This window comes from Brevibacillus composti (assembly GCF_016406105.1).
In the GTDB taxonomy this organism is placed as follows: domain Bacteria; phylum Bacillota; class Bacilli; order Brevibacillales; family Brevibacillaceae; genus Brevibacillus; species Brevibacillus composti.
The window spans coordinates 3443575-3466201 of record NZ_CP066308.1; the positions used below are offsets into that span (position 1 = coordinate 3443575).

The window sequence follows — 22627 nt, forward strand, 5'->3', positions numbered from 1 at the left end:
CTCTATTTGTTCACCTTGTGTCGGCCGTGTTCGTGGTCTTGATGGTGCCCGTGGCTGTGATCATGTCCGTGGCTGTGATCATGTCCGTGACTGTGATCATGTCCGTGGCTGTGATCGTGCCCGTGGCTGTGATCGTGCCCGTGGCTGTGATCGTGCCCGTGGCTGTGATCATGTCCGTGATGATGGTGATGATGCCCGTGATCGTCGTCGTGATGGTGGTGGTGATGGTCGATGTGCTCCATCGCTGCCAGACGATACTGGCAGGTGTCGCAATTCAGCTTCACTTCGCCGTGCAGCGCCTCTTGCACCCGGTCTTTCAGCACCTCTTTGAGCAACGGGTGGAAGCCGAAGTACTCCGCCAGCACAAATTCCGCTTCCGGATAGCGGCTGCGGAATTGCTCCAACTGGTCAGCCATGCGCTTGATCAGCACGCCGGTAAAGAGGAAGTACGGCAGGACGACGACGCGGCGCGCGCCCAGCTTCAGGCAGCGCTCGATCCCTTCTTCATACAGGGGAAAGGTCACGCCCATGAAGGCCGTCTCTACCCATTTCGCCTTCCAGCGCTCCCAGAAGAGGCGGGACATTTTGTAGATGTCGCTGTTGGCGTCGGGGTCGCTGCTGCCCCGTCCGATGACCAGCACGGCGGTATCCGGATGCTCCTCGCCAGAGGCAAAGCCCGCTTCCTCCATCCGCGTCGCCAGAATGTTCAGCACCTCGGTGTGAATCCCGATCGGGCGACCGTAGATGAACTGCACATGGGGATGTTTCGCCTTGGCTTCGTCGATGGCCGCCGGGATGTGGATCTTGGCGTGGCCCGCCGAAAACAGAATGATCGGGATGACAGCCACGCGGGTGGCTCCCCGCTTGACGCAAGCATCCAAGCCCTGCAGCATGTCGGGCCGCTCAAACTCCAAAAAGCAGGTTTCCAAAATCGGCACATCCACCTCGTTTGCCAGCGAAGCGACAAACTGCCTTACCTCTTCATTTCCTTCGGGATCCTTGCTCCCGTGTCCGACGAACAATACCGCGTCCATCCTGATTCCTCCCTCATCTTTTTCGTCTATGCTCAATCGCCGCAGACGGCGTTTTCAATCTTCGGAATCGGCACCTCCTGCCAAGCGTATCCCTCCAGCTCGCCTATCCGCTGGAAGAACTTGTGGAAGCGCTCGTTGGGGAAGGCCTCACTTTTATAGCGCGCGACGATCCGCTCGATCAGCGGCACGATTTTATCCGGCTCGATTCCTTCCGCGACCGGAACCCCGGAGTGCGCGGTCCGCCCCACCGTTTTGGCTCCCAGGAAGAGATCGAACTTGCCCTTGCGGAACACCAGTCCGATATCCTCTTGAACCGCCCGATAGCAGGCCATCCCGCAGCCGTTGATGCCGATCCGCGTCTCCTTGGGCATCTCCAGGCCGCCCAGCTTCTGTTGCAGCTCCTCTGCGTAGGGAATGGCGTCCTTTTTCTCCCCGTCGCAGAAATCGCAGGCCTTCACCTGCAAAACATCGCCGACCGGGGTCAGGATCAGCCCGGCTTCGCGGAGCGGCGCCGTTACTTCCTCCGGATTGCTCGTCGGCACCCGCAGGATGATCTGATGATGCGGCGTGTATTCCAGCTCGCCCTTTTCCCCTGCGGCCTGGGCCAGCGTCATCATCTGCAGCGGGGTAAATTTTTTATTGGCGACACCGGGACTGACCGCGCACTCGAAGATCATCTCCGGGACAAAGACCGCCGCCGGGCGATGGAGTTGAGTGCCTGATGCGACTGCGGTTGCGGCCGCCGCCGTTCCCTCCGCGGTGATGCCTTTTGCCTCATTTACAGCCTGCAGCGCCTGAGCCGCCCAGTCGTACGGCGTAGCGGCGGCCGCCTGCGTGCCTGTGCCGGCCGGCGCGCGGTGAGCAGAGTCGACCGGCGCGCTCACGCTGTTCACCGGCTTCGATGCGGGCCGCTCCTGCGGGGCCGCTGCCAGGCTCGGGCTGTCGCCTAGTGCCGCTGCTCCCTGCAAGGCTGCCGCTTCCAGCGACCAGGGCTCGTTTTCCGGACGGAGACGCTGATGCGGCTTGAGGGCCTGTTCGTCGGAGTTCAGCGTATATTTCCGCTGATAGCCGCGCGGCGTAATCATTTTCCCGTCGTAGACGAATGTGGACGAATTGCCGATGATAACCGTTGTCAGCATGCCGATGTCGTGGTTGAGCATATCGGCCAATGTGGTGATGACGATATGCTCCCGCTCGCGGTAGGCGCTTTTCACGATGCCGACCGGCGTGTCCGGCGAGCGGTATTGCAGGAGGATGCGCTGCGCTTCGACGATCTGCCGGGTGCGCCGCCCGCTGCGCGGATTGTACAGCGCGATGACAAAATCGGCCATGCCGGCCGCGTCGATTCTCCTCGCGATCAGCTCCCACGGGGTAAGATGGTCGCTCAGGCTGATCGTGCATGCATCGTGCATGATCGGCGCTCCGAGCAAGGCACCGCAGGAGTTGATCGCCGAGATGCCGGGTACGATTTCGACCTCGACGCCTTCCGCCGCAGTCCAGCCTTGTTCCACGAGGACCTCGTAGACCAGCCCGGCCATGCCGTACACCCCGGCGTCACCGCTGGAGATGACCGCCACTTTTTTGCCTGCTTCCGCCTGGCGGACAGCTTCCCGCGCCCGGGTCACTTCCTCGGTCATCCCGGTGCTGACGATCTCCTGATCGGTCAGCAGGCCTCGGATCAGGTCCACATAGGTGGTGTATCCGATGATGATCTCGCTCTCCTCGATGGCTTCCCGTGCCCGTTTGGTAATATGGTCAAAGCTCCCTGGTCCGAAGCCGATGACAAACAGCTTGCCGCTCATGGGAAAATCCCCCTTTCAATTTCTGTCCTGTATGGGAGCGACTCGTTTTTTAAGTCGCGTGTTTCGCTTCATGTAACCGTTGCCGCCGGCGAAGCTGAACGCTGCGATCCGAAAAAGGAACGAGAGCGAAATAACGGCGGCACAGCCATTTATCCGTACAAAAGAAAGGCGATGGCAGCGCAAACCGCCGCACACATCCACGATGCCAGCCGCATCAGCCGTACCGTGGCCAGGATGTCCTCGGTACGGAGCGGCCGGAGCGGATCGCCCAGCTTCGCCCGGTGGGAGGCCACGCCCTGGTAGTAATTTAATCCGCCCAGCTGAACGCCCAGTGCCCCGGCTACGGCTGCCTCGGGAATGCCGCTGTTGGGGCTGGGATGGAGGCGGGCATCCCGTCTCATGATTCGATAGGAGCGGCGCCAGTCCAGCCCCTGCAGCCGGCTTGCCGCCAGCAAAAACAGGGCGGTCAGACGGGCCGGTATGTAATTGAGCACATCGTCGAACCGGGCAGATGCCCAGCCGAGATGGAGATACTTCTCGTTTTTGTAGCCGACCATCGAGTCCAGCGTATTGGCGGCCCGGTAGGCCATCGCCAGCGGCGCTCCGCCGATGGCGGCGAAAAAGAGCGGGGAGACGATCGCATCGACGATGTTCTCCGCCACGGTCTCTACGGCTCCGCGGCTGATCTCCGCCTCTTCCAAATGCTCCGTATCCCGGCCAACCACCATCGACAGCGAGCGGCGCGCCTTGGCCACATCTCCCGCGAGCAAATGGCGGCCGATCTCCAAACCGGCGTCAGCCAGCCCCTTGGTCGCAATCGTCGTGGCGATCAGCCAGATTTCCAGCCCCACCGCCAGCCAGGGGTGGAGCAGCCCCGCTCCGTACAAAAGCCCCGCGACTACCATGTAGCTGCCGCCGACGATCAGCAGCGGAAATAGCAACCCGGCTGCCCGCAGTCCGCCCGGCTTTTTGACAAACAAGCGGATCATGCGCTCCAGGCGGGTGATAAACCAGCCGATGATCACGACAGGATGGGGGATCCTTCGCGGGTCCCCGATGATGCGGTCTACCAGATAAGCGGCCGCGATACTATACGCGATGTTCATCCTGCCTCACACTCTCTTCCTTGGCTTCGCTCGTCTCCGCACAGAGCCGCCAGCCATCGCCCGCAGTCTCTGCCATCATGGCCTGGCCGTGGCGAAGACCATCCATCTGCCAGTAGAGGCGAGGGTCTCGGTGCAGCCAGGCCGCCTGGAACCAGCGGATGACGCCGCCGTGCGTGACGATGGCGATTGTCTTTTGCTCGGCCGTCCTGCTGACGCGATGCAGCCAGCGATCCACCCGCTCGCCCAGCTGGGCCAGCGTCTCTCCGCCCGGCGGCGCCACCTGAAACGGATCGTCGTACCAGCGACGGGCTCTTTCCTCATCCCGTGCCATCAGCTCCTCGTAGGTGAGCCGCTCCCACTCGCCAAAGGAAAGCTCGCGCAATTCCGGCTCGAGGCGAGGGGCCATTTTCCAGACCGCCCCGAGCTGTTCGGCCGTTTGCCTCGTTCGCAGCAGGTCGCTGGTGTAGAGTCGCACCGGCTTTTCACCGGCCAGCCGCTCCGCCAGCTCTCTGGCCTGCTTCCATCCGGTTTCATTCAGCGGCGCGTCCGCATCCCCCAGATAGCGGCCTTCCCGATTCTCGGCTGTCTCTCCGTGCCGGATCCAGATCCACCTCATCGCCACCAGCTCCCCGCCAGGATGAGCAGCATGACCGCCTCGCTGCTCTCGATCAGCGCTCCATAGCAGTCGCCAGTGAGTCCGCCGAGCCGCAGGGAGATCCCGCGCGCGAACCAGAGGACAAACAGGAGCGAGACGGCCACCGCCGCCACCGCCTGAATGCCGGCAAGCCACCAGCCCAGTCCGAGGAGAGCTAAGTATGCGAGTCCGATATGCCAAAGCCGCAGTCCTTCCCCGATGTTTTTGCCGATTCCGCCCTCTTCGGTCGCGTACGGCCAGAAATGAATCGCCACCAGCACATGCGTCCGGGCCGCAAACGGGATGATCAGAATCACGGGGAGAAGCGATGCCGATGCAGCCGCCAGCTCAGCCAGTCCGGCCGTTTTCACCAGGAGCAGCAGTATCGCCGCCAGTACGGCCATCGCGCCAGAACGGCTGTCTTTCATAATTTCTAGCATCCGCTCCCGGGAACGGCTGCTGCCGAGCCCGTCGGCCAGATCCATCCATCCGTCCAGATGAAGTCCGCCCGTGATGTACACCCACGCCGCACAGGTGAGCACGGCCGCAAGCAGCGGCGAAAAGGCCCAAAGCGCAGCCGTCAGAAATGCCCACAAGAGGCAGCCGATCACCAGTCCGACGGCCGGATACCAGGCGACGCTCTGCCGCCACGCCTTCTCGGAAGGCTTCAGCCACGGTACGGGTATCCGGGTAAAAAACGACAGCGCATGAAAAAATGCATTCATCCTTTTAACCTCCAGGGGATGCCGGCCATTACGGCATAGACCGCATCGGCACGCCGAGCCGTGCGCTGATTGACATCGCCGAGCACGTCCGCAAACCAGCGTCCCAGCTTCGACAAGGCGACGCCGCCCAATCCCACTTCACTCGTCACGGCGATGACGATGCGGTCGGTGGCCGCCGCCTTATCCAGCCAGCGCTCAGCTTCCGCCAATATCTCGCCGGTAATCGTCTCGTCCCGCCAGGAGGGCTCCGGCACGTCCATCAGCCGACCGCTGATCCAGGTGGACAGGCAATCGATCAGCACGACAGGATACGCATCCGCGTCCGCGTCCGAAAGAGAATCGGACAGCTTTCCCCCGATCTCGCGCAAGCCCCAGCCTGCAGGCCTGCGCTGACGGTGCAGCTCGATCCGTTTGCGCATCTCCTCATCCCAGACCTGGCCCGTCGCCACGTAGAGAACATCCCGGCCATACCCGCCTGCCAGCTCCTCGGCAAACCGGCTCTTTCCCGAGCGGACGCCACCGGTTACCAGAATCAGACTCATGCGCGCGTCCCCCTTTGTCCGGCGACTTCGCGAAAAGCCTGCAGCAACCGCAGATTTTCAGATCGCGAACGGACCGCGATGCGAAAATCATGGGCAGTCAGGCCTGCGTACATGGCGCAGCTTCGGATCAAGATCCCCCGTCTGCCCATCTCCTCCTGCAGCGTGGCGGCATCCAGATTCCCTGCCGAACGCACCAGCAAAAAATTGGCCTCTCCCGGCCATGTCCGCCAGCCCAGCTCCTCTACACCCGACATCAGAAAATCCCGCTCGGTTTTGACCAGCCTGCGGGTCTCCTCCTCATATGCGGCCTCCCGCAGGCACAGTTCACCAGCCAGGAGGGCGAGGCCGTTGACGCTCCAGCTGACCTGCTTCTCTCTCAGCCTGCGGATCAGCTCAGGATGGGCGATCGCATATCCCAGTCGCAAGCCCGGAATGGCAAACATCTTCGTCATCGAGCGCATCAACAGGACGCGGGGAAACTCTTCCAGCCGATCCGCCAGGGTATACTGTTTTTCTTCCGCCACAAAATCCAGAAATGCTTCATCGACCACCAGATAGGTGCCCGTTTCATTGGCATGTGCGGCTAGCTGCAACAGCTCGCCCGGCTCGTACAAGGTCCCCGTCGGATTATTGGGGGAGCCGATAAAGACCAGCTCCGTTTTCTCCAAGAGCGAAAACAGCTCTTCCATGCCGGGCTTGAAGTCCCGCTCCGGATCGCCGACGCAGGCGACGACCTCCGCGCCGAATTGCTCGGACAGTTGCCCATATTCGGAAAAGCAAGGCGCGGCGATGCCGACCTTCTTTGGCTGCAGGGCGAGGATCGCGAGCGCCATCGCCTCTGCAGCGCCGTTTGCCGGCAAGAGGAAATCTTCCGGCAACCGCAGCCGTTCCGCCAAGGCCTGCCGGAAGGAGCGGTGCGCGGGGTCCGGGTAGCGGATCACCGCCGAAAGCGCCTGGCCCAAGGCCTCCATGACCCGCTGCGGCGGGCCGAGCGGATTGATATTGGCGCTGTAATCGAGAATGGCATCCGTATCCAGCCCAAACCGCTCGGCAGCCGTGCGCAGATCTCCTCCGTGGCCGTATATCTCCAGCAGCTTCATCAGTATTCGACCCCCAGCACTGCGGGGATGCCTTCGTCGTAGTAGTGTTTGACCGGCTTCATCTCGGTCACCAGATCCGCCATTTCGATGATCTCGGGCTTGGCGCTGCGCCCGGTAATGACGAGATGCATGTGGCGCGGCCGATTTCGCACCGTCTCCAGCACGTCGGCCAGCGGCAGCACATCATCGATGGGGAAGCGGTCGATCGCCAGCGCATTGTTCAGCTCATCGAGAATCACCACGTCGTATTCGCCGCCCAGCACCTTTTCCCGGGCGAAGCTCCACGCCGTCTGCAAGGCCCGGCGATGCTCCTCCGGCGTCTTCGTCCAGGTAAATCCCGCCCCCATCTGCACCATCTCGATGCCCAATCGGTCGAAAATGATCTTTTCCCCGTAGGTGCGCTCCGGCGACTTGATGAATTGGATCATCAGGACGCGTTTGCCCCTGCCGCAAGCACGCACGGCGAGGCCCAATGCCGCCGTGGTTTTCCCTTTGCCGTCTCCGGTATATACGAGCAGCATGCCCCGTTTCTTGTCCGAATCTTTGCTCATCGTCGCTCCTCCTCTGTGTTTCAGGCTTCTCCCGCAGGTCACGCAGGTTCGCCGGGCGGGCGAAGCCTATGCTGCCATCCTGCTGCCCGCCTGTTCCGCTGGCATCGCCCGTGGTCCGCGCATAAAAAAAGCGCCTTGCCTCCCGGATTGCAAAGGGAGACAAAGCGCGGACAGTTCGCAGGCAACGATCCACCTCTTCCTTTGACCCGAAGGAATGCAGTGCTGAAGGCAAGAACAGGCAGGTCTCCTGGCTCGAGAATCGCCGCTTTCCTTCTCCTTCCCGCACCCGGTGGGGGCAGTGGATGGCAATGCCTTGAAGGAAAACTCCTCTCTTACAGTGGCGGGACCGCGTTGGATTTTCACCAAACTTCCCTTTTAACTTCACCTCTCGCACCACAGACACGGGCGCGGAAGCGAAGACCTGTTTCGCGCAATATGCAATTGGGCAAACCAGCCAAAATGAGGCTCTTGCTCTCATCATAACAAATGTGGGGACAGATAGAAAGAACAAGCTGGACCAAGCGGCCATTCAAGCCAAGTTCAACAAATGAAAAATAAATGCAGTTTACTAAATATTTTTTCTTTGTTAGGATATTGGAAAAACCCACTGCCAGGAGGTGATTTTACTTGAAACAGGATATCCCGATTCCCCCGGAGGGTATGCCGCTGCCCGCTCAACCAACCCTGATAGAATGCGGCGAAGGCATGATTCCCCTCTCCGCCTTGTCTGACAAAATTACTGTCTACCCCATCTATCACCGACAAGGCTACGAGGGCGCGACAGCCGAAGCCTATCTGAGAGAGAGTGCAGCAGCCAGACTCGTCCGGGCAGCAGAAGCGCTTCCTCCCGGACACCGATTTGTCGTCCTGGACGGATGGCGCTCCTATCAGGTGCAGACTTCCCTCTACGAAGGCTTCAGAAAAAGGCTCCTCGACCAGGGGTGGGAAGAGGGGGAGTCGCTGCAGCGTTTGCTGGGCAAATTTGTGGCGGTTCCGAGCAAAGACATCCAAAAGCCTTCCCCTCATCTGTCCGGCGGCGCAGTCGATCTGACCATCGAGGGACCCGAGGGATGGCTCGATATGGGAACAGCTTTTGACGACTTCAGCGAAAAGGCGGCTACCCGTTACTACGAAGATAATCCGCCCGAGCAAGACGAAGAACGGATCGTCCGCGCAAACAGACGACTCCTCTATCACCTCATGTCAGAAGCGGGATTCGTCAACTATCCGAAGGAATGGTGGCACTTCGAATACGGCACATTGACCTGGGCAGCCCGCAAGCAGGAGCAAGCCATCTATGGCGGAATTTTGCAGTTATCTGACAAAAGTGGTTGAATACCACGAATATTTGCAATATATTAAAATTATCTTTAGTTTATCACAAATTATGGGGGTAGATTTCATTGAATCGCAGATGGTCATTCGTCTTGACGAGTCTGGCACTGACGTTTTCCATGCTTGTGACAGCCTGTAGCACACCTGCAAACCAGTCGCAACCGCCTAGCCCTGGAGACTCTGCAGCGAAAACGGAGACGTCCGCACCCAAGACAGCGGCGGACACTCTGTATGTGGCGATCAACGCTGACCAGGGGACACTCGATCCTGCCGTCACCTTTGACAATGCGGCCTGGAAAATTACCTATCCGACCTATGAGCGGCTCGTTGAGTACGACGGAGAGTCCACGGAGGTAAAACCGGGTCTGGCGAAAGAATGGAAAGTGAGCGACGACGGTCTCATCTGGACCTTTACGCTGGAAGAAGGCCACACCTTTTCCGATGGAACACCCGTGACTGCCGAGGCGGTCAAATTCACCTTCGACCGGACATTGGCGATCAAAAAAGGGCCGGCTGACGTCTACAGCGTGATCAAGGAAGTGAAGGTGGAGTCGCCCACTGTGGTTTCCTTCGTTCTCTCGCAAAACTTCCCTCCTTTCCTCTCGACGCTCGCAGCCAACTACGGCGGCATCGTCAATCCGAAGGTGAAGGAAAAAGAGCAAAACGGCGACCTGGGCCAAAACTACCTCGCCAGCAACACGATGGGCAGCGGTCCCTACCAGTTGTCCGAATGGAAGAAAGGCGAGTACCTGAAACTGACGGTGAACCCGCATTCTTCCGTCAAGCCCGCCTTCCAGACCGTCTACTTTAAAATCGTTCCCGATGCAACGGCTCAGCGCCTGCAGCTGGAACAAGGCGAGATCGACATCGCGGAAGGCATTCCTAACGAACAATTGAAAGCGCTTCAAAACCTGCCCAATATCGAAGTCCTGCAAAAACCCAGCTTGTTTGTCGATTACGTCTACGTGAACTCCTCCAAAGGAAATGAGGCGCTGAAAAATCCCAAGGTTCGCCAAGCGCTCAGCTACGCAATCGATTACGACGCGCTGACCGAATCCGTCCAGGAAGGCTTTGCCACCCAGATGCGCGGCCCGATTCCAAAAGGTCTCTGGGGCCATGACGAATCCGCGCACCAATATACGCGGGACGTGGAAAAAGCAAAGGCGCTGCTGGCGGAAGCGGGCGTCACCGATCTGACGCTCGACTTGTTGTACTCCGACAACAAACCGTGGTGGGAGACCGAAGCCCTCACCCTGCAAGCCTTTTTGGCCGATATCGGCGTCAAGCTGAATCTGAAGAAGATCGCCTATGCCACCTCGCGCGAAATGATCGACGCCGGCGAATTCGACCTGGCACTCGGCGTCTGGAGCCCTGACTTTGGCGACCCGTACATGTTCATGAACTACTGGTTTGACTCTGTCAACTTCGGTCTTGCCGGCAACCGCGCCTTCTACAAGAACGACCAGGTGGACGAGCTGGTGCGCAAGGCCGCATCGATCAACGACAAGGCCGAGCGGGAAAAGCTCTACCAGGAAGCACAGAAGATCGTCATCGAGGAGGCTCCTTACCTCTATCTCTATCAAAAAGACTTCCTCCTGCCGATCAGCAAGAACGTGAAGGGCTTTGTCTACAATCCGATGCTGGAAGGGATTTACAACCTGGCGGATATGTCCAAATAAACGCCGTAAATGAAGGAGTGCTTTCCTCATGAAACAGATCATCCTGAAACGTCTCGCCATGCTGGTGCTGGTGCTCCTGGGAGTCACGATGATCACCTTCTTTCTCTCCCATGTCATTCCCGGCGATCCGGCACGGATGATGGTGGGACAGCGCGCGAGTGAGGAAACACTGCAAGAAGTTCGTCGGCAATTGGGCCTGGACCAACCGGTCTGGGTCCAATACCTTACTTACATGAAAGGGCTTTTTGCAGGAGACTTTGGCAACTCGATTCGCACCCAGCAGCCGGTCATCGACGACCTGATCACCTTTTTCCCGGCCACCCTGGAGCTGGCCATCACAGCCTTTATCATCGCCATCCTGATCGGCATCCCGCTCGGCGTGCTCTCCGCCGTCAAGAAAAATACCGGCTGGGATCATGCGAGCCGTTTCTTTTCCATCGCGGGCATCTCCACGCCGGTTTTTTGGAGCGGACTTGTCGGCATTTTGATCTTTTATAAATTTCTCGGCGCCCTGCCTTCCAGCGGGCGAATCGATCTGGCCGTCCCCGCACCGGCCAAAATCACCGGTCTTTACGTATTGGACAGCCTGCTCACCGGAAACTGGGCTGCCCTCAAAAACAGCCTGTGGCATCTCATTCTGCCCGCTTTTACCCTGGCTTTTGCCCAGCTCGCGATCGTGACGCGCCAAGTGCGCTCCAGCATGCTGGAGGTGCTGGGGCAGGATTACATCCGAACCGCCCTGGCGAACGGCATACACGGGCCTGTCCTGCTGATCCGCTACGCCCTGCGCAACGCATTGATCCCGACCATCACCGTCGTCGGACTTTCCTTTGGCTCTCTGCTGGGCGGAGCTGTCGTGACGGAGACGATTTTCAGCTGGCCCGGGATGGGGAAATACGTGGTTGATTCCATCGCCTTTCTCGACTTTCCGGCGATCATGGGCTTTACCTTCGTCATCTCGCTTGGGTACGTCGTCATCAATCTGCTGGTCGACCTGACGTATTATGTGCTCGACCCGCAAATCAAGGAATAGGAGGGGAAGATCATCATGTCCAGTCTCTCGGCAAAGGCGGATGCGGCCGCAGCGCCCCGGAAAACAAACCCCTTTTGGTTCCGGATACGGCGCAACCCGCTTACCTTATTTGGACTTGTTTTGCTGCTGATGATTGTGCTTCTGTCCATTTTCGCACCGCTCATCTCACCCTATGATCCGAGCAAAATCAGCATCAAGGAACGCTTCTCTCCTCCGTCAGCTGCCCACTGGTTCGGGACGGATGAAGTGGGGCGCGATATTTTTACCCGGATCCTGTACGGTGCCCGCCTGTCGCTTGGAGTGGGGGTAGCTGCTGTTCTCTCCGCCGGTCTGATCGGCACGATCATCGGCTCCATCTCCGGTTATTTCGGCGGCCGTGTCGATCAGATCATCATGCGCCTGATGGACATTATCCTGGCTTTTCCCTCGCTCGTCCTCGCGATGGCTGTAGCGGCAACGCTGGGTCCAAACCTGCAAAATGCGATGCTGGCCATCGCCATTATCAAGATCCCGGTCTATGTGAGACTGGCTCGGGCGGAGACGCTCGCCCTCCGGGAAAAGCTGTTCGTAAAAGCGGCCGTCACCTTCGGGATCAAGCCCTGGCGGATCATCGCCCGCCACATCATCCCGAACGCGGTCTCGCCTGTGGTGATCCAGGTCACGCTGGATATCGGAGATGCCATCCTCCTGGTCGCTACCCTGGGCTTCCTCGGACTCGGCGCTCAGCCCCCCACACCGGAATGGGGAGCGATGATCAGCGTCGGCTGGAAGTACCTGCTCGACTACTGGTGGTACCCGACCTTTCCGGGACTTGCCCTGTTTCTCGCTTCGTGCGGGTTCAATCTGATCGGTGACGGAATTCGGGACATTCTCGATCCGAAATCGAACCGATAGGAGTGTTGACCATGCTGTTGGAAATCCGCGATCTGTCCGTTACGTTCTCCTCCATGCAGCAGAGTGTTCAGGCCCTCGACCGCGTCTCTTTTTCCATCGGACAGGGAGAGATCGTCGGGGTGGTGGGAGAATCCGGCTCGGGCAAGTCTGTGACCGCTCTAACTATCCTGGGCCTATTGGAAAAGAACGCAAGCATCAAAAGCGGCGAGATTCTCTATCGCGGGAGAAATATTTTGCGGATTGGCAAAAAGGATCAGCAGGCGCTGCGCGGAAAGCAGATCGCCATGATCTTTCAGGAGCCGATGACCGCCCTGCACCCGACCATGCGCATCGGCGATCAGCTAGCCCAGGTCATCCATCGGCATCGCGCGCTCCCCTACAAGGAAGCCTACCGGCAAGCCGTGCTCAGCCTGGAAGAAGTCAAAATCAACGATCCGGAGCGGGTCGCACGCAAATACCCGTTTGAATTGAGCGGCGGCATGCGGCAGCGGGTCGTGATCGCTCTGGCGATGTCGGCCCCTCCCGATCTGTTGATCGCCGATGAGCCGACGACTGCTCTGGATGTGACGATCCAGCATGAAATCCTGAAGCTGATGAAAGAGCTGGCCGAAAAACGCGGCACCTCGATCATGCTGATCACGCACGATCTCGGCGTCGTCGCACAGGTGTGCAAGCGGGTAGTGGTGATGTACGCGGGGAAGGTTGTCGAAACGGGACAAACGGACGAGGTATTGCAAAAGCCGGTTCATCCCTATACGCGAGCGCTGATCGGAGCCCTGCCCGACATGGCTTCCCCCGACCAGCCGCTGCTCGCCATCCCCGGGGAATCGCCCGACTTGCGCAATCTGCCCGCCGGCTGTGTCTTTGCCCCGCGCTGTGAACATGCGTTGCCCCTGTGCCGGGAGGACCGTCCTCCCCTGGAGCCAGTAGCGGCAGCCAGCGCCGAATCTTCCGATATCCATCAAGTCGCATGCTGGGTGAGGTGATCCAAATGACCAGAGAACTGCTGCAGCTATCCGGCGTCGGCAAGCAATACGGAAAAGGAAGCAAAGCCCATCGCGCCGTATCGGATGTGAGCTTTTCCATCTACGCCGGAGAAACCTTCGGCCTGATCGGCGAATCGGGATCAGGCAAGAGCACATTGGGAAAGATGGTGACAGGACTGGACTACCCTACGGAGGGAACGATCCTGTACGAAGGAATTTCCCTGTGGAACGAGAAAACGTACAAGAGAAGAAAGCCGGGCGAGGTGCAGATCGTCTTTCAGGACCCCCAGTCCTCCCTCGATCCGCGCATGAGCGTCCAGGAGATCATCCTGGAGCCGCTGTGGGCGCTGCCCGCAGAGGAACGCCGGCAAAAAGGGAGCAAAGAGCGGCTCCATGCCCTGATCAGCCGGGTCGGCTTGAAGCCGGAGCATCTGCCCCGCTATCCGCATGAATTCAGCGGCGGACAGCGTCAACGGATCGCGATCGCCCGGGCCTTGATCACTGACCCTGCCTTTGTGATCCTCGATGAGCCGACCTCTGCGCTGGACGTATCGGTTCAGGCCCATGTCCTGAATCTCTTGAAAGAGTTAAAGCGCGAGCGGGGGTTGACCTATTTGTTCATCTCGCATAACATGTCTGTGATTCGCTATATGTGCGATCGCATGGCTGTGATGCAAAAGGGACGGATCGTCGAGACCGGGACGGTTACGGACATCTTCGAGCACCCGCAGGAGTCCTACACCCAAACATTGTTGTCTTCCCTGCCCAGCCTTCACAATAATAGCTATTCTCCAAGCTTGTAGAGCAAAGTAGGTCGATACCATGTTTAACGGAGCAGAATTGAGAGAAATACGGAAACAAAAGCGGCTAACCCTGCAAAATCTGGCGGACAAGACCGGCCTCAGCATGAGCCTGCTTTCCCAAATCGAGCGCGGTCTGGTCGACCCGACCGTAGGGACGTTTTGGAAAATATGCTCCGCGCTTGATGTACCGATCAATCATTTTTTCAAAGGAAAGGATGACGAGGAGCCGGTCATCCGCAAGAATCAGCACAAACTGATTCAATTGAAAAATACCAACGTCAAATACCATGTGCTTACCCCGATTCAGGCAGGCAAGATTGAGTTTTTGCTGATCGAGATCGAGCCGGGGGAGACGCTGGAGCAGGAGCAGATTTCCCATTCGGGCGAAGAGTGCGGCTATATTCTGAAAGGGGAGCTGAAGGTGCTGCTGGCCGACCGGGAGTACCATCTCTACGAGGGGGACAGCATCGGCTTCAACAGCTCATCCCCGCACCGTTTTATCAATCCGGGGAACTCCGTCTCGCTTGCCATCTGGGCTCGTGCCACTTGATCCGGCCAAGGGGATGGGGTTTGCTGCCAAAAGAAAAACAGGGTACGGCTGCTTGGGCGCCATACCCTGTTTTTTTTGTGCCTGTTGGTAGCTAGAGTTCCCTTCCCGTCAGCTTCGCTCTCCCGCCGGCTTTGGATCTGTCTTCCCTTTGGCCGGGACCAATGCCCAAAAGAAGGTTTGCGCGATCGAGGAGGCGAGGAGATCGGGATGTAGATCGTCGCGATGATAAACGACGCCCCGTAGAGCAAAGCGACCGCATTGCTGGCGGCAAACAGCCGCTTTTTAAACATCGCAAAGGAGATGATCGGCTCCTCCGCGCGCCGTTCGACGACGATGAAAAGCGCGAACATCAGGCTGACGACAGCACCCACCAGCGTGACCGCTCCCCACCAGTCGATCTTCTGCTTGCGATACCCCAGCGTCTCTTTGTAGTAGACACTGATAAAAATGAGCGACAACAGCCCGATCGGAACATTGATGTAAAACACCCAGTGCCAGCTGATGTACTCGGTTATGTAGGCGCCCAAAAGCGGACCAAAAACGCTGGAGGTGCCAAAGACGGCACCAAAAAGACCGGTCATCTTCCCCCGCTTCTCCGGCGGATAGATGTCAAAGATGATCGTAAAGGCGATCGGCATGAGCGCTCCCCCGCCGATCCCCTGGATGGCGCGGTGATGCTCAATTGGACGATGCTGTTCGCCGTCCGTTGTCCATCCCGCCCATTTCCGCCACGATGGTGCCCATGGCTGTCGCGACTATGGTGTTATCCATCGATGCCATCAAGAGACCTAGCAGGAGTCCCGCTACCACAAATCCAACTTTGCTCTCTTTTGCAATCACACGGTACTCCTCCGTTTGTTTATCGCATTTGTTCGCATCTTATTTTTTTGAAAACGGCGATATCCCATTCAGATGAGCCTTTTGCATAAATCTAAACCCTTGAGCAACAAGGTTTTCTGAGCATAAAAAAAGGACTTCACCCCGACCTGGAGAAGTTTTTCGGTGACCAAACCACAAACCCCAGAGGAGGGAAGTCACTTTGTATATTCTCCAAGAAAGTCTGTTTTCCTTTGAGGAACTGCAAAAGTTAGAATCGCGGGAGCGATTGCCTATTTTCTTCAGCGTGCTTGATTTACGTCCCTACGCCCAACAGCTAAGAAGTACTTCACCCCGTGGTGCTGAAGGGCACTGCCGCCAAGCGATTCTTCGGGCACTCCTGGTCGCACCGTTGGAAGGAATCTCAACATTTACCACATTGCAGCGTCGTCTTGAGTTGGATTTGCGTTTCAGATATCAATGCGGTTTCCCTTTAGACCGCTCAGCTCCATCAATCGCTACGATTAGCCGAGTATTTGCCGAACTGACCAGGAAGGGGTTGGCAGAGCAACTATTTCTGGATCTCGTTCGCTTCTGCCAAAGTGAAGGAATCATCAAGGGGAACCATCTGGCCATCGACAGCGCAGCCATTGAAGCGTATGAAAAGAAGCAACCGAAGTCTCGCAGTGAGCAGACAGGCAATGCCAATTGGGGAGCCAAATTCGACTCGTTCGGAAATAAGCTTTCGTGGTTTGGGTACAAGATTCACCTTGCGGTGGATACAAAAAGCGAATTGCCCATGGCTCTTAAGGTCACTCCCGCCCATATAAATGACGGAGATATGGGTCCTGTGCTGATGGAGCAGGTAGCGGCTCGTCGGCTAACAAAAGTGGACTTCGTCATGATGGATGCCGGATACGATCAGTTGAAGAATTACATAGCTGCTCGTAGAATCGGGGCGCAAGCGATTATCCCACTAAATCTACGCAATGAGAAAGAGCCTCCCGCTGGCATGACGTCAAATGGGACTCCCTGCTGCTCCATGGGGTACGAGATGACGTATTGGGGAGCCGATGGCGACCAACTCAAGTTCCGCTGCCCCCATGCAACAGGAAAAGTGGACTGTCCTCTCGGCATGGCGGCTTGTTCTGCATCGAATTACGGCATGGTGGTGAAAGTCGACATCAAGGATGATCTTCGTCGATACAGCCATCCACATCGAGATACCAAACGCTGGAAAGAACTTTACAACGAACGAACCAGTGTAGAGCGTTGCAACTCTCGCCTCAAATCGTATTTGACAGCCAATTCCCTGCATGTATGGGGCATCGAGAAAGTCAAGACGCATGTATATCTGAATGCCATCGTCCTTTTGGTTTCCGCACTGGCTGTGGCAAGAATACATAAGATCGAGAAGGAAGCTGCGTAAAAAACGGAGCGATAAAATTCTGCAGGTCTGCCCAAAATCAGTGTTAGCCCTTGATTTTCTTTTATTTTGATAACAATTCTTCATGCAAGGACTCCTTCGAATTTATCGCGTCTAATCAAGAAGTGAATTTTGCAAAAGGCTCAGATAAAAAACAGCGCATGGAAGCGCTGCAAAGGAAACCAATCCGAGCTTGTCTCTCATGGGAAATTCGGATTGTAAGGCCTCGGGACCGGAGTCGCCGGCGGCTTGCTGTAATGGGTGATCGTCGGCGGTTGAAAGCCGGCCTGCTGGCTTTGATACATCTTGTAGGCCGCTTCCGACATCGGCTCGACAAAAGGCTTGATTTCTCCCGTGTAGGGATTTTTTTCGTAAGGGAGGTTAAACGTCCGCGTTCCATCGCTTTTTCGCATGATAGTGCCGTCGGACAGCTCTACCCAGCCGCTGTTCGGGCTGCCGTAATCGACCACGTATACGCCTTCATCCGAGTAAGCGGGAGCGCCGTATGGCGAATAGCCTGCTGGCTGTGTCGCTGCCGGATTCGCGGGTTGCCCGGCCGTCTGTTTTTTCGTCTGCGCCGCTTTCTTCGCACTGGCCGTCTGCGCAGCCTTCTTTACCGGTTTCTTCGCCTGTGCGGCTGTCTTTGCTTGTGCAGCCGGCTTGTGTTGCCCCTGCGCAACGCTCCCCTGAGCGGAGAAGCGCTGTGCAGCGTCGCTTTTTTCCGCCGACTGGGCCCATTTCTGAAAGACCGCTTGGGCGGCTTGAGGGTCTTGGTTGGAGAAATCGACACCCGCCGCTGCTGCTGTCGCTTTTTCACGGGCAGTGCCCGCTTCCCCCGCCTTGGCCGAGGCCGACACCGATTTGTACAAGGCAGGCCATATGTAGGCATTCAGCCCAAGCAAAGCCGCCATCAGCGTAATTCCCAGGACTTTTTTCATCGCATTCAGCTCCAGTTATCATCTCATCCGTATCGTATCCAGTATGGCGGTCAGATGAACGTGCGACCTGAGAACTATTATACAAGAAAAAAGTTCCTGGTGACTATAAGAGACGATGCTCCCGTCCCTATTCGCGGAACGGGAGCCTCCCGGTTTATCCCTCTTTTTTCAAGATGTCATGGTCGACGTAACGCTCACCGTTCAGCTCACTGATGATGTTGATCGCCACTTTGGCCCCGTCGCCGGCGGTAATAATCGTATGGACACTGACGCCCGCGCAGGTGCCGGCTGCCCATATCCCCGGGATATTGGTCTTGCCGGACGCATCTGCATCCACGACGGTTTTGATCCGCGGCTCGGTGCCCGGCTTCGTCGCGACGCCTGCCTTCTCCGCCACATCCACAGAGAGACCGGTGGCCAAAATCACATGCTTGGCCTCAAAGCTGCCGTTTTCTTCTGTCGCAAGGGAAAAGCCGTCTGCCGTTTTCGTGATTTCTGTCACTTGATCCGCAATCAGCTTGGCGCCGAAATGGGCCGCTTGCTGTTTTCCGATCTCAATCATCTCGGGACCGGAGATCCCTTTGACGCCGTAATGGTTTTCTACCCAGGCCCGTTTCGTCATGCCCTTGTCGCTGTCAACAAGCAAGGTGCTTTTTCCTGCCTTGGCTGCAAACAGTGCCGCACTCGCCCCGGCGGGACCTGCTCCAATAATTGCGATATCGTACATGAGAACCACACCTTTCCAAATTCTTTTACTCAACTTAATTATAGAGTATGTATCGAAAAAGAGAAGATTTTTTTCTGCTTCTTTACAGTTTGGAGAGAAGGAGGCGCTGTTCGTCGGGGCGGAGCGGCCAGGGTTGCAGCGGCAATGGCTAATTCACCACCTGATCACCGGAAAAAGAATAATCATAGCAAACCCGATACAACTGCAAAATCTCCTCTATCGTCGGAACCCGCGGGTTATTCGCCGGACTCCCGCTGTCCCAGGCATCCCGCGCCATTTTTTCCAGGGACGCCTGGAACTCCCTCTCCGGGATGCCCCAGCTTCGCAGATTGGGGATCTGCAAATGCAGGCACAACTCTTTTACATTCCGAATCACATAGTCAGCCCGCTCTGTGACCGTCACCAGTTCCACGTCTTGCTCCTGCAAAAACAAGGGCGTCAGCTCGGCCAGCTGCTCCTGGCAGGCCGAGCTGCTGAACTCCAGTACGGCGGGCAGCAGCATCGCATTGGAAATGCCATGCGGGACGTGGAATATTGCCCCGATCGGACGGGACATCCCGTGCACCAGGGTCACCGAGGCATTGGAAAAAGCCATCCCCGCCTGCAGCGACCCGATGCTCATCCGCTCTCTTGCATCCAGATCGTGCGGGTTGTCGTAGGAGCGCCGCAGAGACTGGATGATGTGGCTGATCGCCGAACGCGCCAGCATGTTCGTCATCGGGTGAGCTTTCCTCGACAGGTAGGCTTCCAGCGCGTGGCAAAGTGCGTCGATACCCGTAGCGGCGACGACTTGCGGCGGGGCTGACATCGTCAGCAGAGGGTCCACGATGGCGAGCGCGGGCATAAAGGCGGGATGCTTGATCATCATTTTCACATGGCTCTGCGAATTGGTGATGACCGTCACATCGGTCGCTTCCGAGCCCGTCCCGGCTGTCGTCGGTATCGCGATATGGGGGATGCGGGGTTGCACACACGCTTTTTTGCCCCCCATGTAGTCGCCGATGTAACCGCCGTTACTCTCCAGGACGACGATCGCCTTGGCTGTGTCGATGCAGCTCCCGCCGCCGAGCGATATGACGATGTCACAGGCCTCTTTCCGGAGCACTTCGAGCGACTCTGCCACATACTCGTCCGTAGGCTCGGAGATCACACCCTGATAGACGACGCTGTCCACGCCTTCCTCCGCAAGAAGCTGGCGGCACTGCTCCACGTATCCGAGCCTTGCCATGATGGGGTCCGTGACGATCAGCGCATTTTTTCCCTTAGCGGCGGCTTCTTTTCCCGCTTGTTGGAAACAACCCCGTCCGTACAGCACGCCTGGCGGAGAGTGAAATTGAGCGAAGGTATTCACTACAATCACCTCATTTTTGCAGGATCTCGCTTCCGATTACCGCTTTCTCATCTTATTCGGCCTTTACCCGACATTTTCCTTTTTTTGCTATCCCCGTACGCGTTAGAAAACCGGGCTTCGCCAAGCCTGATAAATTCCTATTTGGCCAAAAAAAGCCGCAAAAAGGCGGCTTCTTGCGTGCCTTTCTGCGGCTTTCGGTTCGTACAGATCTACGGGTCACAGCATCCGGACGATCTCCCCCCGAATCAATCCTTACGCCGGTATCGACTGCTGTTTATCATGAAATACATCCGCATCCAATTCTTTGGTCGCCCGGCTGGTCAACAGCCCCGCTGTCATGCTGCCGCTCACATTGAGCGCGGTGCGGCCCATGTCGATGAGCGGTTCCACCGAAATGAGCAGACCGACGATGGCAATGGGAAGATTCATCGTGGACAGCACGAGCAGCGCGGCAAACGTCGCGCCACCGCCTACGCCGGCAACCCCAAAGGAGCTGATGGCGACCACGGCGATCAGTGTCAGGATGAAGGACGGAGTCAGCGGATCGACGCCGGCGAGAGGCGCTACCATCACGGCCAGCATGGCCGGGTACGTCCCCGCGCAACCGTTTTGGCCGATGGACAGACCGAACGATCCGGCAAAGTTCGCGATTCCCTCGGGAACTCCCATATCCTGCGTCTGTGTCTTGACATTGAGCGGCAGCGTACCGGCACTCGTTCGGGACGTGAAGGCAAACGTCAGCACCGGAAACGCCTTTTTCACATACGTCAGCGGATTCAATCCCGCGATCGCAAGCAAAAGGAGATGGACGGCAAACATGATGAGCATGGCCACATAGGAAGCGGCGACAAATTTGCCCAGCTGCCAGATCGCCTGGTAGTCGCTGGTAGCTGTCACCCGCGTCATGATCGCCAGCACGCCGTACGGAGTGAGGCGCAGGATCAGTGTGACGACGCGCATGATAATGGTATGGAACGTATCTACGATTTTGGCGAACAGCTCAGCCTGTTCCGGATTTTTTCGCTTGACCCCGAGAAAAGCGATACCGATGATGGCGGCAAAAATAACGATCGCGATCGTCGACGTCGGCCGCTCGCCTGTAAAGTCAAGGAACGGATTGGCCGGCAGCAGTTCTGTTATTTTTTGCGGCAGCGTCATGCCCTGGAGTGTGCCCAGTCTATCTTCCACCTGCGTGATGCGGGCCGTTTCGGCTTCCCCCTGCTGGAATTGGGCGCCGTCCAGATGAAAAGCGAACGTCGAGGCAATCCCGATCGCCGCCGCCAGCGCTGTCGTGCCGACGAGGATTCCGATGATGAGAGAACTGATCTTTCCGATGTTATGGGTCAGCTTCATTTTGGTGAAGGCCGACACGATGGCGATGAAAACAAGCGGCATGACAATCATCTGCAAGAGTTTCACGTAGCCTTTGCCCACGATATTGAACCAGTCGATGCTTGTTTTCAGGATGTCGGACTGCGTGCCGTACGCCAGCTGCAGGCCGAGTCCGAATACGATCCCGACGCCGAGGGCGACAAACACCCGTTTGGAAAACGAAACGTGTTTTTTCTGCAAAGCATACAATCCATAAATGAATGCGAGCATGAGTGCGATGTTGACGATGGTCAGAAACGTCGACATGGCGGTTCCCTCCACTTCCTTTGTCAATTTTGTATGAGCAAGAAAGAAAACCTTACTCTTTTATCTTATCTAATAATTCCGATCTGTAAAGTATGTTTTCAAATTATCTCCTTCGAAACTTGGGTTCGCCATGCTGTACCCATAGTTTCGATCCCGCCTCACCCCTGAAAAAGCCTCTCATCTCCTTGGACGAATAACGGCCGTACTTATGCCCTCCCCACTTGCGGCATAAAGAGCATTTACTCATTCGCTTACATTGGATGCTTTTAACCTGACGTTCGTTTATCGTGTTTTAGCTACCACATAATGTCCAAAAGTTGATGAGGTTGGATGACCAGAAACTGATTGCTAAAGTGACCAGAGCGGTGAACCAGTCAAGGCCGCGAAGCGTTTATATAGCCTTGACTGGTGTCCCCTTTTTCCCGACGCTATTACACCGCCCAGCAATCCCTTGCTGGGCCTGCTCACGCGGCAAGCGATGGGGTGCAGGGGACGAGTTCCCTGCTTTTCCCCCTCATGGGGGACGGAAGGGGGAGATTGCTGTGACTGTAAAAATTCCCCTCGGCAAGTCGGTCATCAATGTCCAGATCACTATGCCATTTGGCCGATATATCTCATCAACGCTATTTTGCGGTAAAAAACGTGAAGAATTGGACAATTCAGCTCATCAAATTTTTCATCTTTATTGGCTTAATCACAGCATTTGGACGTGTTCACCGTCTAAATGAGGACATCTTGTACCATCAACCTTTGGACTGGATAGATTAGCATTAACATTATCGTTCCTCGTATTAGTGATTCGAAAATGTGAAAACCTTCAATTGAACTATCTTAGTTATGATTACTTATAATCATGAAGAAGTATTTTTGTAAAGCAAATACAATATGTGCAACTTTTCCCAATTTATTAAACGTTATAAATAATAAGTATGTATATGGAGGTGATTGATTTTGAAA

At 57.0% G+C, this 22627-nt stretch carries 20 protein-coding genes, 1 pseudogene and 1 riboswitch; of the genes and pseudogenes, 8 read left to right on the forward strand and 13 right to left on the reverse strand.

What is annotated here, in order from left to right:
- Positions 1-2: 2 nt before the first annotated feature.
- The 8 genes from JD108_RS17345 to cobO all read right to left on the reverse strand — a co-directional run bounded on the left by JD108_RS17345 (position 3) and on the right by cobO (position 7494).
- Positions 3-1034 carry a sirohydrochlorin chelatase gene (locus JD108_RS17345; protein ID WP_198827243.1) on the reverse strand — a complete coding sequence of 344 codons (1032 nt, stop codon included), beginning with the start codon at positions 1032-1034 and terminating at the stop codon, positions 3-5.
- A gap of 32 nt (positions 1035-1066) precedes the next feature.
- Positions 1067-2836, reverse strand: coding sequence for a precorrin-3B C(17)-methyltransferase (gene cobJ / locus JD108_RS17350; protein ID WP_198827244.1), 1770 nt, complete (start codon positions 2834-2836; stop codon positions 1067-1069).
- 149 nt (positions 2837-2985) lie between these two features.
- Positions 2986-3942, reverse strand: a complete 957-nt coding sequence (gene cbiB / locus JD108_RS17355; protein ID WP_198827245.1) for an adenosylcobinamide-phosphate synthase CbiB — start codon at positions 3940-3942, stop codon at positions 2986-2988.
- Positions 3926-4558: a histidine phosphatase family protein gene (locus JD108_RS17360; protein ID WP_198827246.1), complete on the reverse strand. Its 633-nt coding sequence runs from the start codon at positions 4556-4558 to the stop codon at positions 3926-3928. Before JD108_RS17360 ends, cbiB begins: the two co-directional genes overlap by 17 nt.
- Positions 4555-5301, reverse strand: a complete 747-nt coding sequence (gene cobS, locus JD108_RS17365) for an adenosylcobinamide-GDP ribazoletransferase (RefSeq protein ID WP_198827247.1) — start codon at positions 5299-5301, stop codon at positions 4555-4557. The genes JD108_RS17360 and cobS overlap by 4 nt, the downstream gene beginning before the upstream one ends.
- Positions 5298-5843 (reverse strand): bifunctional adenosylcobinamide kinase/adenosylcobinamide-phosphate guanylyltransferase, encoded by a 546-nt coding sequence (gene cobU / locus JD108_RS17370; protein WP_198827248.1) that lies wholly within the window; start codon positions 5841-5843, stop codon positions 5298-5300. The genes cobS and cobU overlap by 4 nt, the downstream gene beginning before the upstream one ends.
- Positions 5840-6943: a threonine-phosphate decarboxylase CobD gene (gene cobD, locus JD108_RS17375; RefSeq protein WP_198827249.1), complete on the reverse strand. Its 1104-nt coding sequence runs from the start codon at positions 6941-6943 to the stop codon at positions 5840-5842. Before cobD ends, cobU begins: the two co-directional genes overlap by 4 nt.
- Positions 6943-7494, reverse strand: coding sequence for a cob(I)yrinic acid a,c-diamide adenosyltransferase (gene cobO / locus JD108_RS17380; protein WP_198827250.1), 552 nt, complete (start codon positions 7492-7494; stop codon positions 6943-6945). The genes cobD and cobO overlap by 1 nt, the downstream gene beginning before the upstream one ends.
- Positions 7495-7714: 220 nt before the next feature.
- Positions 7715-7934, reverse strand: a riboswitch (cobalamin riboswitch).
- A 187-nt stretch (positions 7935-8121) separates the two neighbouring features.
- Between cobO and JD108_RS17385 the strand changes: the two genes are divergently transcribed.
- From JD108_RS17385 to JD108_RS17415, 7 genes are all read left to right on the forward strand, one after another.
- Complete coding sequence (locus tag JD108_RS17385) at positions 8122-8829, forward strand: M15 family metallopeptidase (protein ID WP_228728186.1); 708 nt, start codon at positions 8122-8124, stop codon at positions 8827-8829.
- Between the two features lie 68 nt (positions 8830-8897).
- A complete protein-coding gene (locus JD108_RS17390; RefSeq protein WP_198827251.1) occupies positions 8898-10508 on the forward strand; it encodes an ABC transporter substrate-binding protein in 1611 nt (536 codons plus the stop codon).
- Positions 10509-10536: 28 nt separating this feature from the next.
- Positions 10537-11541, forward strand: a complete 1005-nt coding sequence (locus JD108_RS17395) for an ABC transporter permease (protein WP_198827252.1) — start codon at positions 10537-10539, stop codon at positions 11539-11541.
- 15 nt (positions 11542-11556) lie between these two features.
- Positions 11557-12435, forward strand: coding sequence for an ABC transporter permease subunit (locus tag JD108_RS17400; RefSeq protein WP_198827253.1), 879 nt, complete (start codon positions 11557-11559; stop codon positions 12433-12435).
- An 11-nt stretch (positions 12436-12446) separates the two neighbouring features.
- On the forward strand, positions 12447-13421 hold the full coding sequence (locus JD108_RS17405; RefSeq protein ID WP_198827254.1) for an ABC transporter ATP-binding protein: 975 nt from the start codon (positions 12447-12449) through the stop codon (positions 13419-13421).
- 5 nt (positions 13422-13426) lie between these two features.
- A complete protein-coding gene (locus JD108_RS17410; protein WP_198827255.1) occupies positions 13427-14224 on the forward strand; it encodes an ABC transporter ATP-binding protein in 798 nt (265 codons plus the stop codon).
- 19 nt (positions 14225-14243) lie between these two features.
- Positions 14244-14774 (forward strand): cupin domain-containing protein, encoded by a 531-nt coding sequence (locus JD108_RS17415; RefSeq protein ID WP_198827256.1) that lies wholly within the window; start codon positions 14244-14246, stop codon positions 14772-14774.
- 200 nt (positions 14775-14974) lie between these two features.
- On the opposite strand, the pseudogene JD108_RS17420 reads toward JD108_RS17415, so the two are convergent.
- A pseudogene (locus JD108_RS17420) lies at positions 14975-15614 on the reverse strand (MFS transporter); the annotation flags it as partial.
- A gap of 199 nt (positions 15615-15813) precedes the next feature.
- On the opposite strand from JD108_RS17420, the gene JD108_RS17425 reads away from it, so the two are divergent.
- Positions 15814-17019: a transposase gene (locus JD108_RS17425; RefSeq protein ID WP_007781419.1), complete on the forward strand. Its 1206-nt coding sequence runs from the start codon at positions 15814-15816 to the stop codon at positions 17017-17019.
- A 197-nt stretch (positions 17020-17216) separates the two neighbouring features.
- Here JD108_RS17425 and JD108_RS17430 read toward each other — a convergent pair whose 3' ends face one another.
- From JD108_RS17430 to JD108_RS17445, 4 genes are all read right to left on the reverse strand, one after another.
- Positions 17217-17954: a hypothetical protein gene (locus JD108_RS17430; protein ID WP_198827257.1), complete on the reverse strand. Its 738-nt coding sequence runs from the start codon at positions 17952-17954 to the stop codon at positions 17217-17219.
- Between the two features lie 154 nt (positions 17955-18108).
- Positions 18109-18681 (reverse strand): FAD-dependent oxidoreductase, encoded by a 573-nt coding sequence (locus JD108_RS17435; protein WP_198827258.1) that lies wholly within the window; start codon positions 18679-18681, stop codon positions 18109-18111.
- 148 nt (positions 18682-18829) lie between these two features.
- Positions 18830-20032: an iron-containing alcohol dehydrogenase gene (locus JD108_RS17440; RefSeq protein ID WP_198827259.1), complete on the reverse strand. Its 1203-nt coding sequence runs from the start codon at positions 20030-20032 to the stop codon at positions 18830-18832.
- Between the two features lie 252 nt (positions 20033-20284).
- Positions 20285-21670 carry an L-cystine transporter gene (locus JD108_RS17445; RefSeq protein ID WP_198827260.1) on the reverse strand — a complete coding sequence of 462 codons (1386 nt, stop codon included), beginning with the start codon at positions 21668-21670 and terminating at the stop codon, positions 20285-20287.
- Positions 21671-22627 lie beyond the last annotated feature (957 nt).